This window comes from Flavobacterium aquidurense, from assembly GCF_031458035.1.
Taxonomy (GTDB): Bacteria; Bacteroidota; Bacteroidia; order Flavobacteriales; family Flavobacteriaceae; genus Flavobacterium; species Flavobacterium aquidurense_C.
In genome coordinates, this window is sequence record NZ_JAVDXR010000007.1 from 116496 (window position 1) to 133484 (window position 16989).

Consider the following 16989-nt stretch of genomic DNA (forward strand, 5'->3'; position numbering starts at 1 on the left):
TATTATATCTTCTCTGCAATTCTTAATTTTGCACTTCTTGCTCTATTGTTGATTTTAATTTCAGCATCGTCAGGAACAATCAATTTTCCGATGGTTTTAAAAGGAACCGAAAAGTTTCCAAAAAAATCACGTTCAGGTTCTCCTTCAAACATTCCGTTTTTAATAAATCTCTTCACCAATCTATCTTCTAAAGAATGATATGAGATCACTGATAATCTTCCACCCGGATTTAAAATCTCTAATGACTGCTCAATAAACTCTTTTAAAACATCCATTTCCTGATTTACCTCAATTCGAATTGCCTGATAAATCTGAGCCAATATTTTATTTTTAACTCTTTCAGGTAAATGTTTTGCTAAAACATCCTTTAATTCATCAGTCGTTTTAATTGGATATTTCTCTCTGGCTTCAACAATTGTTCTTGCCAAAACTGGTGCATTTTTCAACTCCCCATAATCAAAAAAAACACGACGTAAATCCTGTTCTTCATATTCGTTAACCACCCGATAAGCATTTAAATCATTTTTCTGACTCATCCGCATATCTAGTCCGGCATCAAATCTTGTTGAGAAACCTCTTTCCGGAACATCGAACTGATGCGATGAAACACCTAAATCAGCAAGAATACCATCTACTCCTTTAACACCATGAAAACGCAAAAATCTTTTTATAAATCTGAAGTTCTCATTAATTAAGGTGAACCTTTCATCTGGCAACGCATTTGCAAGCGCATCTTCATCCTGATCAAAAGCAAATAATTTTCCGTTTGGCCCCAAACGTCTCAAAATTTCTTTTGAATGACCACCACCACCAAACGTAACATCTACATATATACCATCAGGCTTAATATTTAAACCATCAACTGTAGGATGAAGCAAAACCGGATTATGATATTCCATTGTCGTCGTCATTAATATTTCCCATTACTTCTTCAGCTAGATCCGCAAAATCCATATCTTCGCCGCTTATTGATTTTTCATATAAATCCTTATCCCAAATTTCCACAATATTAACCGCAGATGAAAAAACCACATCTTTAGAAATACCTGAAAAAGCTACCAAATCTTTTGGTACCAACAATCTTCCTAATGCATCAATATCTACCACTTTAACACCGGCAGTAAATCTTCGAATGAAATCATTGTTCTTTTTTACAAAACGATTTAGTTTGTTGATCTTTTGCATCATCAAGTCCCATTCATCCATCGGATACAATTCGAGACACTGTTGAAAAACCGAGCGCTTCAAAACGAATCCGTTTTGAAGAGAAGAAGCCAATTGCTTTTTCAAAGGCGCAGGCATCATTAGCCTCCCTTTAGCATCGACTTTACACTCATATGTTCCAACTATTGTATTCAAGAAAATTTGGTTAGATATGTTATAGGACAAAAATATAAAAAATATTACCACATTTTACCACTATGTACCACTTTGTTAATAAGTTTAACCACTTTTACCCCACCACCATTAATCAATAGACTATCAATACTTTAACTAATATTTATTTTGAACTCAATATTATATCTCAATTAAAAAAAATATGCAGTCTTTCTCTTAAAAAACTAATTATTATATCGGTTTTTTAACATTTTTAAAAACACGTTATATCGCCCCTATAAGCTGATTTTTAAACACTTATAAATTCTACAAAAATTATCTAGTTAAAAAATGGTAGCAAAAATTCATTTTTATTTATTAAACCCTATATTTGTCGAAATTGAAATTGGCATTAAATTAGATGGACAAACACTACAAAAAAGAAGGCAAATACAGCTATTATGAAGCTGGAGAAGGAACTCCTATCGTTATCTTACACGGCTTAATGGGAGGTCTAAGCAACTTTGATGCTGTAGCCGAATATTTTCCAACAAAAGGATACAAAGTTGTCATCCCGGATTTGCCAATATATACTCAGAGTATTTTAAAAACCAATGTAAAAAGTTTTGCTAAATACGTAAAAGACTTTATCACTTTTAAAGGTTTTGACAAGGTCATTTTATTAGGTAATTCGTTAGGAGGACACATTGCACTTTATCACACAAAATTATACCCCGAAAAAGTTGCCGGACTTGTCATTACCGGAAGCTCTGGTCTTTATGAAAGTGCGATGGGTGATAGCTATCCAAAAAGAGGTGATTATGAGTACATCAAAAAGAAAGCCGAAGACGTATTTTACGATCCTGCAATTGCTACTCCGGAACTTATTGATGAAGTTTATGCTACCGTTAATGACCGTATCAAATTAATAAAAACCTTAACGATTGCCAAAAGTGCAATTCGTCATAATATGGCAAAAGATTTACCAAAAATGACAGTAGAAACCTGTATTATTTGGGGTAAAAATGATGCCGTTACACCACCAAATGTTGCCGAAGAATTTGATAAATTATTGCCTAATTCAAGCTTGTATTGGATAGACAAATGTGGACACGCTGCTATGATGGAACATCCTCAGGAATTCAACAAAATTCTTGAAGAATGGCTCGTTAAAACGAATTTATAGCATCTATCTCTCGACTTTTAGGAGGTTTTAAAACCAAAAAACATGAAAATTACAACCGCCGAATTTATTGTCAGCAATTCTGAAGTAGCAAAATGCCCTGCAGAATTTTTGCCAGAATATGCTTTTATCGGAAGATCAAACGTAGGTAAGTCATCGTTGATCAACATGCTTACCAATCATAAAAATTTAGCAAAAACATCAGGAAGACCTGGCAAAACTCAATTAATAAATCACTTTAAAATCAATAATAATTGGTTTTTGGTCGATTTACCCGGTTATGGTTACGCGAAAGTTTCTAAAAAAACAAAATCAGTTTTTCAGCAATTCATCACAGATTATTTTGAAACCAGAGAGCAATTAGTTTGCGCTTTTGTTTTGATTGATATTCGCCACGAAGCTCAAAATATTGACATTGAATTTATGTCGTATATGGGCGAAAGCGAAATTCCATTTTGCATCATTTTTACGAAAGCAGATAAAATCAGCAAGACAAAAATTGACTCTCATATTGCAGCATACAAAAAACAAATGTTTGCTAATAACTGGGAAGAAATGCCTCAGTATTTCGTAACCTCTTCTACAGAATCTACTGGAAAAGAAGAACTTTTATCTTATATTGATGAAGTAAATCAGGAGGTTTTTAAAAACAACGGTCAATTTTAAATTCCAAATAAGAAATTCCAAAAAAGGAAAACATAACAAATAAAAATCCCAAATTCCAATTAACACTTGGAATTTGGGATTTTTTAGCATTTAATCCTTTGTCGATCTGATCTTTCAGAATATTTACAAAATTATTCCTGTGGAATTCTTAATCGATTCTTTACAGTTAAAACTTTCCACTCTTTAAATATTAAAAATTGATATACGATATAAAACAAGGAATTAAAAAACCAAAAATCAAGCAAAAATGGCTCAGTAAAAATTACTGAATCAGTATTACCGGTTAAAAAAATACTCAAACTACTGGTTAGATACATTACTAATCCGTTAGTGAAATACAAATAATTAGATTTATTTTTTTTAAGATTTTGTATTAAAAAAATTAATCCATAAGAAATTAACAATCCTGAAGTAACACCAATTTCGAACAAATTAAATTCCCAATAAAGATCAGGCTTTCTATAATACTGTATCGCCAATAAAATTAAAACCAATATCAGAAAAAAAAGAACTATCCTCTTTAAAGCAATATTTGAAAATACTTGTCGAAAAAATGCACTTAAAGCTATAAATTGAAAAATAAAATAGTAATGTGAAAGAAAAAAGTTAGATCCCGGACGGTAAAAACCAGTAATATTACAAAGTAATTCCTCTACAAATAAACAAATCAAATAAATCGTAATTATCGAATACTGAATACTTTTATTTTTTCGAGCCCTATAAAACAGAATACTGTTTATTAGTAAAAAAAACAGCCCAACAAGGCTTACAAAAAAAGGAAATAACATAAGGTCAAGTTTTACTGTACTAAAATAATCTATAAATATAAATCATTTTAAAATTGAAAATTAAATTTTATTCTAAAATCAAGATTTGGCTCGAAATTCCAATTTTTAAATTTCATTTAAACGATAAAATCTAGAAATATAAAATTCCGAATTCCAATCATAAAGTCTGGAATTCGGAATTTTATATTTAGCCAAATCTACTACTTTGTCAATTCCAGTTTTTCTGCAAAATAATCACAGAAATCTTTCATTGTATCTGACATTTTTTCGTCATCTGTGGCACGTTTAAAAGTATCTGACATTGCAACTAAAGTCTGGTGAAAGAAAATTTTCATTTCATCTACCGGCATATCTTTTGTCCACAAATCAATACGCATGGTTTCTTTTGCTTTACTGTCCCAAATTGACAACATAATTGCTTTTGCTTCTTCGGCCTGAACCCCGCCGTCTTGTGCACTCCACGTTAATTTTTCAGGAACACGGTTTTCGTCTAATTCTATATTGAATTTAATTTCTGAGTTTATTGTATCTGACATTATTTCTTAGGTTTATATTTTGACTTTTCGAAAATCTCTTTACTATTTGTTTTTAATAATTCCGGCAAGGTTGTATTATTATTCTTCATGTATGAACGTACCATCTGCCAGCCAATCCAGGCTCCCACTCTTCCTGGCGAGTCGTTATCTATTTCCAGAAAAAACTTAGAAAACGGTGCAGGAGCAATAAAACGGGCATTTAATTTAGGATCGTCACTGTACAACATTTCTTTTTCAATAAAATAGCGCCACATGTACGCTTCATTTTCTTCACACCATTTTATTTGTTCCGGAGTATAGCCAATTTTCTCAGCATCTGTATAATCTGGCAACAGCAAATCTTTGGCATACAATTGCTTTCCTTCAAAAATCATTTGAGAAATTAAATTTTTATCTGGAAATGGAGGAATATTTCGATAAGTAAAACTAGAAACCACATCCGGCATAATCTGTTTTTCTTCAAAATTTGCCTTTAGATAAGTTGGGAACTCATAAAATTTATGTTCTTTTCCCAAATACAATTCTAACGCAACAATTACCAAACTATCTGCATAAATAGCTTTCGCATTATAATCCATTTCTCCGATTACTGTAATTACTTTTGGTGTTTTGGTCTTCGGAAAATAATATTTCACATGTTTAAAAAGTGCATTGAATTGCTCACGCACCGGTTCAAAATCCGAATATTTTTTTTGCACTTCAGTATAAACTTCTCTCCACAAAGGGTCCTGCATTTTATTTAACCAAACCGCATCATCATTACCGGGGGGGAAAAAGAAAGGATATTGCCTTTTTACCTTTGCCAAATCTTCAGGCTTTGTTTCAAAAAAGACTTTGTCGAAACGCTCTACTTTAATATCAACAGGAATTTCTTCAACTTCTTTTTCTACTTTACTTTTTTGATCACAAGACAAAAAAAACAAGCACAGAACCACTGCAAGGCGATATATTTTCATTTTATTTTAATTAGATTTGTGTAGCTGAAATTTAAGTAAAACATCTACTTAAAAAATTTTATGCAAATATACATCCCTGTATCTTAAAACTTGAACTATTATGGCTAAAAAAAGTACTATTCAGACAGAAAAAGTAAATACTCACATTGTAGAGTGGTTAAAAAATTATGCTAACAATGCAAAAGTAAATGGTTTTGTAATCGGAATTTCCGGCGGAGTAGATTCTGCGGTAACTTCTACCTTATGCGCACAAACCGGTTTACAAGTTTTATGTGTTGAAATGCCAATTCACCAGGCTGCAAGTCAAGTTTCAAGAGGGAGAGAACATATTGAACAATTAAAAAAACGCTTCCCGAACGTTTCGAGTGTAGAAACTGATTTGACAGCTACTTTTGAGGCTTTTAAGAGCTCCGTTCCAAAAACTGATGACGATGCTAAAGTAAGCTTGTCGTTGGCCAATACACGTGCTCGTTTACGCATGACTTCTTTATACTATTTAGCTGGAATTCATGGCCTTTTAGTGGCAGGAACAGGAAATAAAGTGGAAGATTTTGGAGTAGGATTTTATACAAAATACGGCGATGGAGGAGTTGATTTAAGTCCGATTGCGGATTTAATGAAATCTGATGTTTATGCTCTTGGGGCTTTTTTAACAATTCCCGAATCAATTTTAACAGCAGCCCCAACAGATGGATTATTTGGTGACAACAGAACCGATGAAGATCAATTAGGAGCAAGTTATGATGAACTCGAATGGGCGATGTTGGCCGCGGAGTCAGGAAAAACAATAGCTGACTTTGATGGGAGAGAAAAATCTGTCTTTGAAATTTATAAACGTTTAAACACCAGTAACAAGCATAAAATGGATGCAATCCCTGTATGTGTGATTCCAAAAACGTTAAAATGAAATTTTTAACATTCATCTGCAATTAATTACAGAATTTATTTATTAATTTTACCGTTCCAAAAACATGAACAATTCTAAAAAAGGTAAAAATTATGATTAAAGTATGTCTTGCAGACAATCATCCTGTGACTCACTTTGGCGTTAAGTCTTATTTTAAAGACCACGATCAAATTTCAATTGTTGCCAACGTAGGTAACTTTTCAATGGTTAGAGATATTCTTCAAACGAAGGAAATTGACATTCTGATTTTAGATTTAGAATTAGAGGGTCTTTCTAGTATTTTTGAAGTTAAATCGATCTTGAAAAACTTCCCAAAAACAAAAATTGTAATTTTCAGTGACCTCGCCGAGCAAATGTATGCTCCAAATGCAATTAAAGCAGGAGTTTCCGGGTATGTGCACAAAACAGAAAAACTTGAAACTTTAGGTCTTTCTATTATTAAGGTACATGAAGGGAAAATTATCATCAACGAAACGGTACGTAAAAACATGGCTCTAATTGCTAAACAAAGCAAAAGTGAACGTTTGTACAGAAAACTTTCGAATCGCGAGATTGAAGTTTTACGTTACTTAAGTGATGGTAAAAAAAACAATGAAATCTCTAAAATCTTAAACCTGAACGAAAAAACGATCAGTACATACAAATTAAGATTATTGACTAAATTGAATGTTACTAATTTAGTTGACTTAGTAAACAAAGCAAAGACTTTAGAAATTATTTAATGGTATCTCGACATTACTCTTCCTAGTTTTTTCGAGAATGAATTTACCAGTTTTGAGTAATCGACAACCATAGACAAAAGCTCTGTATTATCTGAATTATCAGGTTTTATAGAGCTTTTTAATTCTTCAATAATTCGATCTACCAAAAACCAACGCATAGACATAATGGTTTCAGTAACATATTGAGCAATACCGGCCTGTTTATCTTTTGCAAAAATATTCTGCCCTTCCCAATTGTGCAGCGTTACTTTTTCATCTTCCATCAAAATATCCGTTACTTCCTGAGCAAAGTCAGGCTGTAAACGCATTAAATACTGCTCCAGACTAAATTTTTCATTTTGAAGATAGAATGAAATTAAATCTGTGAAAATATCCCGGAATAAATTATTTGAAAGCTCAACCTCATCTTCCTGCAAACTCAAATAAATACGCTGAAAAACTTTGTATTCTTTCTTTTCTGTAACCATTTCGATTTCACCCTCTTCATTGCTTTTCAAAAGCACATCTTCAAACTCTTCGGTTTTATCTCCATAAAGCAACAAAATTTCAATTACTTTTCGTTCCAGACGATATAATATATCAACCTTTTCAGTTTGTTGCTGCTGTTGTGGATATCCAGGCTCACCTTGAAAAAAATCCTCCGGCCCTCTTGGATCGTCCGGATCTCCTCCTGAAAAACCCGTGTTTTTAGGATTTTGGTTTCTATGAACTTCAAAAGGTTTTTGTTCCTGCTTTTGCTTTTTATTAGCTTCGGTAAGATCTTTTTGAATCAGCTGCGCTAATGTACTTACCAAAACCTGCTCCGAAATATCCATTATTCGTGCACATTCCTGAGTATAAACTTCACGCTGAATACGGTCCGGAATTTTCGAAATACTCACAACCATATCCCGAATTAAATCTGCTTTTTTTATAGGATCGTTCTTAGCTTCTTTCATCAAAATGGAAGCTTTGAACTGTATAAAATCTTTACTATTTTCTTCTAAATAAGCTACTAAATCATCATGAGAATTTTTTCGGGCAAAACTATCCGGATCTTCCCCATCAGGAAAAGAACAAACTCTAACGTTCATTCCTTCTTCCAAAATCAAATCGATTCCGCGAATAGACGCACGCAATCCTGCAGCATCTCCATCAAAAAGTACGGTAATATTTCGAGTCAAACGATTGATTAACCTAATTTGATCTGGTGTTAATGCGGTTCCTGACGATGCCACCACATTTTCGATTCCAGCCTGATTGAACTGAATCACATCAGTATAACCTTCAACTAAATAACAATTGTTTTGCTTGGCGATAGACTGCTTAGCCTGAAAAATCCCATAAAGCACTTTACTCTTATGGTAAATATCACTTTCTGGCGAATTTAAATACTTTGCTGCTTTTTTATCGTTCGTTAAAATACGTCCTCCAAAACCTAAAACTCGTCCGGACATACTTTGAATTGGAAACATCACACGACCTTTAAAACGGTCAAAAGGACGATCTTCTCTCGGAATTGTCAAACCGGTGCTTTCTAAAAACTCCAGTTTATAACCTTTTCCTAAAGCTTCTTTGGTAAGCGCATCCCAGGTTTCCGGCGAATATCCTAAACTAAACTTTTTGATCGTTTCGTTTGTAAAACCTCTTTCCTTAAAATAAGAAAGTCCAATTGCTTTTCCTTCTTCAGAATTGAGAAGAACATCATGAAAATATTTTGAAGCAAATTCCGAAACCAGATACATACTTTCACGAACATCGGTTATAGCTTTATCCGCTTCTGATACTTCTGTTTCTTCAATTTCAATATTGTATTTTTTGGCTAAATACCGAATTGCTTCCGGATAGGTAAATTGAGAATGCTCCATTAAAAATTTAACAGAATTCCCTCCTTTTCCTGTACTAAAATCTTTCCAAATCCCCTTGGCAGGCGACACCATGAACGACGGCGAGCGCTCATCTGAGAACGGACTCAAACCTTTAAAATTACTTCCGGCACGTTTTAGATTTACAAAATCACCAATAACCTCCTCTACACGAGCAGTTTCAAAAACGGAATCAATTGTACTTTGTGAAATCAAAACGTAAAATATTTTTAAAGTTGAAAGCTTGTAAAAATACACAAATCCTGCTTGAAATCTTATGCTTTTCCATAAAAAAAGCACCTCTTTCGAAGTGCTTTTTCTACTAACTAAATTCAATTTTATAATTAATTCAAATCAAGACGTAATCCTAATGAAATATTATTTTCTTTAATTAAATTGTCCTGAAACAAAGGGCTTAAGTCGTATTTTACATACAAACTCATATCCTGATATCCAATGTAAGAACTCACTCCATAATTGAAATTATTGACATTATAATCGCCTTTTACCCTTACTTTATAATCTAAATCGTCCTGATCGTATTTTAAAATCTGTTTTGACTTTACATTGATTCCGGCGTAACCTCCAATTCCAAATCGGAAACTTTTTTGTGTTCTAAAATAGGTTTTTCCGTTACTTATTTTAGGTTTCGTGAAGTCAAATTCCAGATGAAGAGGCAATTCGATATAAACATTTCTAAAGCGCGATTCATCAAGATTTATAGCATTGACTTCTAAATTTGTCTGCTCTCCATTCACTACAAAATAACGATTGTCCGTTGGGCGAATATTATTGTACATTAATGAAAGTCCGTATTTTGCATGCAATAAATTGTCGTTTTTCATCAATCTTGAATTATAGGTAAAACCCCATTCGTAGAAATGCGAACCTATAAAACTGTAGTTAGAATCCTGAAGTTTACCGTCGACCATCATATTATTCAAACCCATTGCAAACACAAATTGCGATGTAGTTCTTCTTTCTCCACGAATCGAATCTTTTCTTTTTTTATGATTTTCGTTCCAATCTTTGTCATTCCAATGAATAACCAAAGTATGTTTGTTTACTGAATCTTCTTTGATCTTTCCGTCAACTTTTTGCTGTACCAGATCATTAAGTTCGCTTTGTGCCAAAGTCACTTTTTCCTCAATAATTGTAGCTCGGGCTTCAGCTAATTCTTTTTTGCGTTTGTCTGCCTGTTCCTGCGTAATTTTCCCTTCAGATAGTTGCACATTCACTGCTTCAACTTCTTGTTTTAAAGTTTCTTTTTCTTCTTTTGTAATCTTTTCTATTTTGTTAGCAATCTGCCTTGCTTTGGATTCGAAAGTTTCCTGCCCCAGCACTTTGCTGACAAACATAAAGATTACGATAACGAGATAAATGGTAAAATTTTTCATGATTGATTTTTTTTAATTGATTGATGATGATTAATTGTGAATTATAAATGCTGAATTGTGAATGGTTTTCCATCTCCATCGGGTTAAACACGACACTACAATGCGCATCGTTTCTCCGGAACTAAAGATCTAGATTCTATTTTCTTGTCTCTTTACTCTTTACTCTTTACTCTTTATTCTTTACTCTTTATTCTTTACTCTTTACTCCTGCTGATTTCTGTTTGCCAAAGCCACTTTTACTGTCTGATAGTTTTTATTGACTTTAGTAATCACTTTTTCTCTAAACGAAAGTTCTAATTCGCCATCAACCTGATTTAATAAATCGTTGGCGTTGACTTTAATTTTTGTTTTTGGCTTAGCCGAATTTTCTGCAACAACTGTTTTTTCGGCCGAATTCAGCAATTGATCTACACTTTCATTTTTTGAAGTTTCGATGATTGGATTTTGATTGTTAGGGGATTGATTTTCCTGATTGTTTTTGATGATGATTGAAGACTCCGCTATTTGATTTTTTTTATTTTTTACAAGTAGATTAGATTTTTTATTTGAAATTTTCTCTTCTTTTTTATTTGAATTCTGAATGGATGTTTGCTCTGAAATTGCTACTTTTGTTTTAGTCGAATCAATCGTATTTAAACTTGGTTTTTCAACCGAATCTTTCTTTCCATTTTCTTTAATAACCACAGTATTTACTGGAGTTTCAACAATATTTTTCTTTTGATTGAAAAAGAAGTTTCCAACCAATAAAAATCCGATAAGACCTGCTGCTACATACATCCATCTATTTTTCTTGTTCGGTTTCTTTTCTTCAGTTACACTCAACATCGCGTCCAATCGATCCCAGGCTTTGTCGCTTGGTTCAATTGTACGCTGATTTAGTTTTTCACGGAAATCCTTATCTAAATTATTCGGTTCCATTATCTTGTTTTTTTAATGTATTAATTTGTGTCTGCAGCATTTTTCGTGCGTGCGATAATTGCGATTTCGAAGTCCCTTCGTTTATTCCCAGCATCTTTGCAATTTCATTGTGTTTGTACCCTTCAATGGCGTATAAATTGAAAATCATTTTATAACCATCCGGCAAAGCGTCAATTAAAAACTGAATCTGATCTGTCGAAAACTTGCTGTCAATGGTATTGAAACTTTCTTCGATATAAATCTCATCTTCAGTAAACTTTACTTTTTTTTGAACTCTTAAATAGGATATGCATTCGTTAACCATAATTCGGCGAATCCAGCCTTCAAAACTTCCTTTGTTTTCGAACTTGCTCAAATTAGTAAACACCTTCATAAAAGCCGTAATCATCACATCTTCGGCCAATTGAATGTCTTTTATATATTGTCGACACACACTTAGCATTTTTGAAGAAAACCTGCTATAAATCTGCTGCTGTGCTTGTCGATTATTTTCGACAGCCAACTTTATGATTTCGGTTTCTTCATGATGTAAATGAATAATTTTCATTTATAAGCTTTTGGTATTTGGTTTGTTTTTGGTTACTAACGGACTTCTATTAGCATAGACGAGTGAAGTTTAGAAATGGTTGCATCAACTGTAGAAAATTTCAATAAAAAAAATTCCAAATTACAAACAGACACAACAAAACTCTTATTAACAAAGGAATAAGAGCAATTTTCTAATTGGCAAATTTTCTAATTTTCTAATTATTTTTTTCTCTCAATAACGTAATTCACCATCAAAATAAGGGCAGCTTTAAACTCAGAATCGGGGTAATTCTCTAAAAGTAAAAGTGCTTCGTGCTGAAATTGCACCATTTTATTTTCGGCGTAAGCCAAACCATTATTGTCTTTCACAAAAGCAATAACTTCTTTGACGCGTTTTTTGTCTTTGTTGTGGTTTTTGATGGAGTTTATCAACCATTTTTTTTCTTGCGGAGTACAAGTATTTAAAACGTGAATTAAAGGCAAAGTCATTTTCTGCTCTTTAATATCAATTCCGGTTGGTTTACCGATAGCTTCTTCACTATAATCGAACAAGTCATCTTTAATTTGAAAAGCCATTCCGATAAGCTCACCAAACTTGCGCATATTCTCTACCTGAACATCATCTTCAATTACAGATTTTGCTCCAAGTGCACAACAAGCAGCGATAAGTGTCGCAGTTTTTTTTCGGATGATTTCGTAATAAATATCTTCTGTAATATCGAGTCTTCGGGCTTTTTCAATCTGAAGCAATTCACCTTCACTCATTTCACGAACGGCAACCGAAATAATTCGAAGTAAATCAAAATCGCCATTGTCTATCGAAAGTAATAATCCTTTTGAAAGTAAATAGTCACCAACCAAAACGGCGATTTTATTTTTCCAAAGTGCATTGATAGAGAAAAATCCGCGACGGCGATTACTGTCATCGACAACATCATCATGTACCAAAGTTGCAGTATGAATTAGCTCGATTACCGAAGCTCCACGATAAGTTCTTTCATTTACTATTCCGCCAGAAACCATTTTTGCTGTCAAAAAAACAAACATCGGACGCATTTGTTTCCCTTTACGATTAACGATATAATACGTTATACGGTTCAGTAATGCCACCTTTGAAGTCATCGATTCATGGAACTTTGTTTCAAAAAGTTCCATCTCGTCAAAAATGGGCTGTTTTATTTGAGAAGTAATATTCATTTCGATTCCAAATATACTATTTTAAATAAAAAAACGTTGTGTATTTTAAGTTAGTATATCAACAATTGTGTACTAATTTAAAAAATCACCAAAAAACATAATCTGATTAAAGCCTAATTCGAATTCATTAATTAAAAGTAAATCACGAAAACGAATTATTATGAAAACAAAATTTTTATTTATTGGAACATTAGTAGTTTTATCTTTTTTTATCAGTTGTAATTCTGATGATAAAACAAATGACGGAACAACTACAGCAATTTCTAAAGATGAAATTATTACAAACTCTCAAATTGACGCTTCAATAGATGATGTAACGAATATTGCTGAAGATCAATTTGCTGCGCAACAAAATGTAACTGGCAAACCCAGCGGACCGGTAAAAAATTTCCTTCCGAGTTGTGCTACTATAACAACAGTTTTAGCTAATAATACCTGGACAAGAACTGTAGATTTTGGTGTTGAAGGCTGTACTCTTGAAAACGGAAATACCGTAAAAGGAAAAATGGTTATCTCTTTTTCTAATGATTTTGCAGCTTCAACGCAAACTATTAGTTACACTTTTGATGGCTTTTATCACAATGGCAAAAAACTTCAAGGCAGCAAAAGCATTGTGCGAACTGTTAAAACAACTGATTTACTGGCAACAGCACATCCGGTTTTTACAGCTGCAATTGACATAACTGTAACTTTTGATGACGGAGGTGTTTATACCAGAAAAGGTTCTTTGGTTAAAGAAATGGTAGAAGGTTTTGATACTTGGTTCAATTGGGATGATAATGCATATTTAGTAACCGGAAGCGGGACAACAACTTTTCCAAACGGAGATACTTTTACGGCTGAAATCACAACGCCTTTACAATTTAAAGCTGTCTGCAAAAGATCATTTGCTGTAAAAGGTATTGTTTCTATAACAAAAAATGGCGCTACGGCAGTTATTGATTATGGAGACGGAACTTGCGATTCACTTGCAAAAATCACCAAAGATGGAGTAACGGAAGAAATTGATTTGAAAAAATAATCCTTTTTGCCCAGAAAAAAAGCATTAAAAACAAGATTACCTCTCGTTTTTAATGCTTTTTTGTTTAGCTAAAAATAAAAAAAATTATCCTTCTTTATTTGCTAATTGTCCGCAAGCGGCATCAATATCTTTTCCGCGGCTGCGACGTACTTTAACCACTATTCCAATATTTTCTAAAGCTTTGATATATGCCATTATAGATTCTTCTGAAGCTTGTTGAAACTCACCATCATCAATTGGATTGTATTCAATTAAATTTACCTTACAAGGCACATATTTACAAAACTTTACCAATGCATCAATTGAAGCTTTATCATCATTAATTCCTTTCCAGACAACATATTCGTACGAGATTTTGCTTTTGGTTTTTCTGTACCAGTATTCTAAAGATTCACGTAAATCTGCTAAAGGGAAATTTTTACTAAAAGGCATGATTCGCGCACGAATTTCATCAATTGCCGAATGTAATGAAACTGCCAATTTGAATTTCACTTCATCATCAGCCATTTTCTTAATCATTTTTGGAATTCCGGAGGTTGAAACCATGATACGTTTTGGAGACATTCCTAAACCTTCTGTCGACGTTACCATATCAATCGCTTTAATAACATTGTTATAATTCATTAAAGGCTCTCCCATTCCCATAAAAACAATATTTGAAAGCGGATGATTGTGATACAGACGACTTTCTTTATCGATCGCCAGAATCTGATCGTAGATTTCTCCCGGTTCCAGATTTCGCATTCTTTTTAAACGTGAAGTCGCACAAAAATTACAATCCAAACTACAACCCACCTGACTTGAAACGCAAGCTGTTGTTCTGGTTTGGGTTGGAATCAAAACAGATTCTACCACTAACCCATCGTGCAAACGAACTGCATTTTTTACTGTACCGTCGCTGCTGCGCTGCATTGTGTCAACCTTAATATGATTGATTACAAAATTATTCTCGAGCATGGCGCGTGTCGCTTTGGCAACATTCGTCATGTCGTCAAAGCTGTGTGCTCCTTTGCTCCACAACCATTCATAAACCTGATTACCACGAAATGCCTGGTCATTATTTGCGACAAAAAAATCTCGTAACTGATCTTTTGATAAGGCTCTTATGTCTTTTTTCTCAATTTGCATGGTGCAAAGTTACTAAGTATTTATGGAAACCTTTTCATTCTGAAAAAACTTTAGCGGAATCTTTTGAAATCTTAAAATTTGGCATGAGAATTGTCTTGCTCTCAAAAGAAAAATAATCTTACAAAGCGCGCCTAATTTTAAAATTTGTACTTTTATTTTTTCAGCTTTATAACCTTTATATTTATCAACTTTAAAAATGAATTTAATCATGAAAAAACAAATTTTAAGCTTAGCTGTTGTTGCTTTATTAGCTTTCGCCGTTCAATCTTGCGAGAAGAAAGAACCAAAACCTGCAGAAGATGAATTAACTCTTGGAAACAAAGTTGACTCGCTGACCACAGATATTGAAGAAGTTAAAGACAGCGCGGTTATTAAAACTGAAAAAGCCGCCCAAGAAGTAAAAGATGCTACTAAACAAGCCGCTGAGGATGTAAAAGACGCTACAAAAAAAGGTGCTGAAAAAGTAGAAGCTGCCGCTAAAGCTGCTAAAGACGGGACAGTAAAAACTGCCAAAGATGTTGATGAAGCATTGAAAAAATAAATTCTTCTGATTTGAGAAAACTGAAACCATCCTCCACGGCGGATGGTTTTTTTATGCAAAAAACAGAGTGGATATTTTTTGTATTTTTGCTTCAAAATTAGAAGACACTACAACATGCATTTTATTTCACAAGACTTAGAAGATTATATCGAACAACATTCTGAAAACGAACCAGAATTGTTAGCAAAACTTAATAAGGAAACTTACCAGAAAATTCTTTTACCAAGAATGTTAAGCGGGCATTTTCAGGGACGTGTTTTAAGTATGTTATCAAAATTGATTCGTCCTGTGAATATTCTCGAAATTGGTACTTATACCGGTTACGCTGCTTTATGCTTGTGCGAAGGGATGCAGGAAAATGGTCAGTTGCATACGATTGATATTAAGGAAGAATTGATTGATTTTCAAAGAAAATATTTTGATGCCTCGCCTTGGGGAAAACAGATTTTTCAGCACTTGGGTGAAGCCGTAGATATTATTCCAACGTTGGATGTGAAATTTGATTTGGTTTTTATTGACGCTGACAAAGAAAATTACCTGAATTACTGGGAAATGATTGTTCCGAAAATGAATAAAGGCGGCATTATTTTATCTGATAATGTTTTATGGAGCGGAAAAATTCTGGAGCCTGTTCATCCAAATGATGTTAGTACAAAAGTGCTTTTAGAATATAATTTACTTTTAAAAAATGACCCGAGAGTTGAAACAGTTTTATTGCCAATTCGTGATGGGTTGACAGTGAGTCGGGTTCTTTAGGAAAAAGGAATCTTTGTAAATTATCCCGGGAAATATCGTGGTTTTAATTTTCGATAAACCAGGAAAATCAAAAATCCGAAAAGTGCTCCGAAGAAATAACCTGTCAGGATATCTGCCGGATAATGCAACCCTAAATAAATTCGGCTATAGGCGAAGACTAACGGCCATAAAAACAAGAATCCTAAGTATTTGAATTTGTCTTTTAGAATCAAAAATAAAAAGGTTGCCACAGCCATTGTATTTGCAGCATGACCAGAGAAAAAACTATATGATGAACGAACCTGAACAATACGAATAAATGATTTTAATTCGGGATTATTGCAGGGGCGCAAGCGTTCGAAAGTGTGTTTGAATAAATTGCAGGTCTGATCTGTAAAAGCAATTAGAACCGCTATAAAAAGCAATAAATACAAGGTTTGTTTTCCTCCTATTTTTTTATAAATCATAAAAAAAAGTAATAGAAAAAATGGTGTCCAATACAACTGATTCGTAATTATCAGCCAAAGTTTGTCGTATGTTTCGGAACCTAAACCATTCAGATAGACAAATAATTGCGTATCTAATTCTTGTATTTTTTCGAGCAT

At 33.4% G+C, this 16989-nt stretch carries 18 protein-coding genes; 7 read left to right on the forward strand and 11 right to left on the reverse strand.

Annotated features, from left to right (window positions below):
* Positions 1–2 precede the first annotated feature (2 nt).
* Together rsmH and mraZ are read right to left on the reverse strand one after the other, a co-directional pair.
* Positions 3–911, reverse strand: a complete 909-nt coding sequence (gene rsmH, locus J2X17_RS12680; protein ID WP_310298522.1) for a 16S rRNA (cytosine(1402)-N(4))-methyltransferase RsmH — start codon at positions 909–911, stop codon at positions 3–5.
* Positions 886–1359, reverse strand: a complete 474-nt coding sequence (gene mraZ / locus J2X17_RS12685; RefSeq protein WP_310298524.1) for a division/cell wall cluster transcriptional repressor MraZ — start codon at positions 1357–1359, stop codon at positions 886–888. The genes rsmH and mraZ overlap by 26 nt, the downstream gene beginning before the upstream one ends.
* A gap of 379 nt (positions 1360–1738) precedes the next feature.
* On the opposite strand from mraZ, the gene J2X17_RS12690 reads away from it, so the two are divergent.
* On the forward strand, positions 1739–2503 hold the full coding sequence (locus tag J2X17_RS12690) for an alpha/beta fold hydrolase (RefSeq protein WP_310298525.1): 765 nt from the start codon (positions 1739–1741) through the stop codon (positions 2501–2503).
* Between the two features lie 42 nt (positions 2504–2545).
* The gene (gene yihA / locus J2X17_RS12695; RefSeq protein WP_310298528.1) at positions 2546–3166 is read left to right on the forward strand and encodes a ribosome biogenesis GTP-binding protein YihA/YsxC; all 621 of its coding nucleotides are present in this window, start codon (positions 2546–2548) and stop codon (positions 3164–3166) included.
* 988 nt (positions 3167–4154) lie between these two features.
* Here the strand turns inward: yihA and gldC are convergent.
* Positions 4155–4490, reverse strand: coding sequence for a gliding motility protein GldC (gldC, locus tag J2X17_RS12700; RefSeq protein ID WP_026985662.1), 336 nt, complete (start codon positions 4488–4490; stop codon positions 4155–4157).
* Entirely contained in the window at positions 4490–5446 is a 957-nt protein-coding gene (gene gldB / locus J2X17_RS12705; protein WP_310298530.1) for a gliding motility lipoprotein GldB, read from the reverse strand. Before gldB ends, gldC begins: the two co-directional genes overlap by 1 nt.
* Positions 5447–5546: 100 nt before the next feature.
* On the opposite strand from gldB, the gene nadE reads away from it, so the two are divergent.
* The gene (gene nadE, locus J2X17_RS12710; RefSeq protein ID WP_310298532.1) at positions 5547–6353 is read left to right on the forward strand and encodes an NAD(+) synthase; all 807 of its coding nucleotides are present in this window, start codon (positions 5547–5549) and stop codon (positions 6351–6353) included.
* 92 nt (positions 6354–6445) lie between these two features.
* Positions 6446–7075 (forward strand): response regulator transcription factor, encoded by a 630-nt coding sequence (locus J2X17_RS12715; protein WP_026730588.1) that lies wholly within the window; start codon positions 6446–6448, stop codon positions 7073–7075.
* Here the strand turns inward: J2X17_RS12715 and dnaG are convergent.
* From dnaG to J2X17_RS12740, 5 genes are all read right to left on the reverse strand, one after another.
* Positions 7072–9135, reverse strand: a complete 2064-nt coding sequence (gene dnaG, locus J2X17_RS12720; RefSeq protein ID WP_310298534.1) for a DNA primase — start codon at positions 9133–9135, stop codon at positions 7072–7074. The genes J2X17_RS12715 and dnaG overlap by 4 nt on opposite strands.
* Before the next feature lie 128 nt (positions 9136–9263).
* The gene (locus tag J2X17_RS12725; RefSeq protein WP_310298537.1) at positions 9264–10316 is read right to left on the reverse strand and encodes a hypothetical protein; all 1053 of its coding nucleotides are present in this window, start codon (positions 10314–10316) and stop codon (positions 9264–9266) included.
* Between the two features lie 201 nt (positions 10317–10517).
* On the reverse strand, positions 10518–11234 hold the full coding sequence (locus tag J2X17_RS12730) for a hypothetical protein (protein WP_310298539.1): 717 nt from the start codon (positions 11232–11234) through the stop codon (positions 10518–10520).
* Complete coding sequence (locus tag J2X17_RS12735) at positions 11221–11781, reverse strand: RNA polymerase sigma factor (protein ID WP_310298541.1); 561 nt, start codon at positions 11779–11781, stop codon at positions 11221–11223. The genes J2X17_RS12730 and J2X17_RS12735 overlap by 14 nt, the downstream gene beginning before the upstream one ends.
* 200 nt (positions 11782–11981) lie before the next feature.
* Positions 11982–12959, reverse strand: coding sequence for a polyprenyl synthetase family protein (locus J2X17_RS12740; RefSeq protein ID WP_310298543.1), 978 nt, complete (start codon positions 12957–12959; stop codon positions 11982–11984).
* A 160-nt stretch (positions 12960–13119) separates the two neighbouring features.
* Between J2X17_RS12740 and J2X17_RS12745 the strand changes: the two genes are divergently transcribed.
* Entirely contained in the window at positions 13120–13980 is an 861-nt protein-coding gene (locus J2X17_RS12745) for a hypothetical protein (protein WP_310298545.1), read from the forward strand.
* Positions 13981–14064: 84 nt separating this feature from the next.
* Here the strand turns inward: J2X17_RS12745 and rlmN are convergent, their stop codons facing one another.
* A complete protein-coding gene (rlmN, locus tag J2X17_RS12750) occupies positions 14065–15108 on the reverse strand; it encodes a dual-specificity RNA methyltransferase RlmN (RefSeq protein WP_310298546.1) in 1044 nt (347 codons plus the stop codon).
* 208 nt (positions 15109–15316) lie between these two features.
* Between rlmN and J2X17_RS12755 the strand changes: the two genes are divergently transcribed.
* Entirely contained in the window at positions 15317–15649 is a 333-nt protein-coding gene (locus tag J2X17_RS12755) for a hypothetical protein (protein ID WP_310298548.1), read from the forward strand.
* 114 nt (positions 15650–15763) lie between these two features.
* On the forward strand, positions 15764–16405 hold the full coding sequence (locus J2X17_RS12760) for an O-methyltransferase (protein ID WP_310298550.1): 642 nt from the start codon (positions 15764–15766) through the stop codon (positions 16403–16405).
* Positions 16406–16425: 20 nt separating this feature from the next.
* On the opposite strand, the gene J2X17_RS12765 is transcribed toward J2X17_RS12760, so the two are convergent.
* Positions 16426–16989, reverse strand: coding sequence for a phosphatase PAP2 family protein (locus tag J2X17_RS12765; RefSeq protein ID WP_310298552.1), 564 nt, complete (start codon positions 16987–16989; stop codon positions 16426–16428).

Bases quoted from the DNA above. Each gene is read 5' to 3' on its own strand.
- rsmH (WP_310298522.1), bottom strand. From the start codon at position 911: ATGACGACGACAATGGAATATCATAATCCGGTTTTGCTTCATCCTACA.
- J2X17_RS12690 (WP_310298525.1), top strand. From the start codon at position 1,739: ATGGACAAACACTACAAAAAAGAAGGCAAATACAGCTATTATGAAGCT.
- yihA (WP_310298528.1), top strand. From the start codon at position 2,546: ATGAAAATTACAACCGCCGAATTTATTGTCAGCAATTCTGAAGTAGCA.
- gldC (WP_026985662.1), bottom strand. From the start codon at position 4,490: ATGTCAGATACAATAAACTCAGAAATTAAATTCAATATAGAATTAGAC.
- gldB (WP_310298530.1), bottom strand. From the start codon at position 5,446: ATGAAAATATATCGCCTTGCAGTGGTTCTGTGCTTGTTTTTTTTGTCT.
- nadE (WP_310298532.1), top strand. From the start codon at position 5,547: ATGGCTAAAAAAAGTACTATTCAGACAGAAAAAGTAAATACTCACATT.
- J2X17_RS12715 (WP_026730588.1), top strand. From the start codon at position 6,446: ATGATTAAAGTATGTCTTGCAGACAATCATCCTGTGACTCACTTTGGC.
- J2X17_RS12725 (WP_310298537.1), bottom strand. From the start codon at position 10,316: ATGAAAAATTTTACCATTTATCTCGTTATCGTAATCTTTATGTTTGTC.
- J2X17_RS12730 (WP_310298539.1), bottom strand. From the start codon at position 11,234: ATGGAACCGAATAATTTAGATAAGGATTTCCGTGAAAAACTAAATCAG.
- J2X17_RS12735 (WP_310298541.1), bottom strand. From the start codon at position 11,781: ATGAAAATTATTCATTTACATCATGAAGAAACCGAAATCATAAAGTTG.
- J2X17_RS12740 (WP_310298543.1), bottom strand. From the start codon at position 12,959: ATGAATATTACTTCTCAAATAAAACAGCCCATTTTTGACGAGATGGAA.
- J2X17_RS12745 (WP_310298545.1), top strand. From the start codon at position 13,120: ATGAAAACAAAATTTTTATTTATTGGAACATTAGTAGTTTTATCTTTT.
- rlmN (WP_310298546.1), bottom strand. From the start codon at position 15,108: ATGCAAATTGAGAAAAAAGACATAAGAGCCTTATCAAAAGATCAGTTA.
- J2X17_RS12755 (WP_310298548.1), top strand. From the start codon at position 15,317: ATGAAAAAACAAATTTTAAGCTTAGCTGTTGTTGCTTTATTAGCTTTC.
- J2X17_RS12760 (WP_310298550.1), top strand. From the start codon at position 15,764: ATGCATTTTATTTCACAAGACTTAGAAGATTATATCGAACAACATTCT.
- J2X17_RS12765 (WP_310298552.1), bottom strand. From the start codon at position 16,989: ATGCTCGAAAAAATACAAGAATTAGATACGCAATTATTTGTCTATCTG.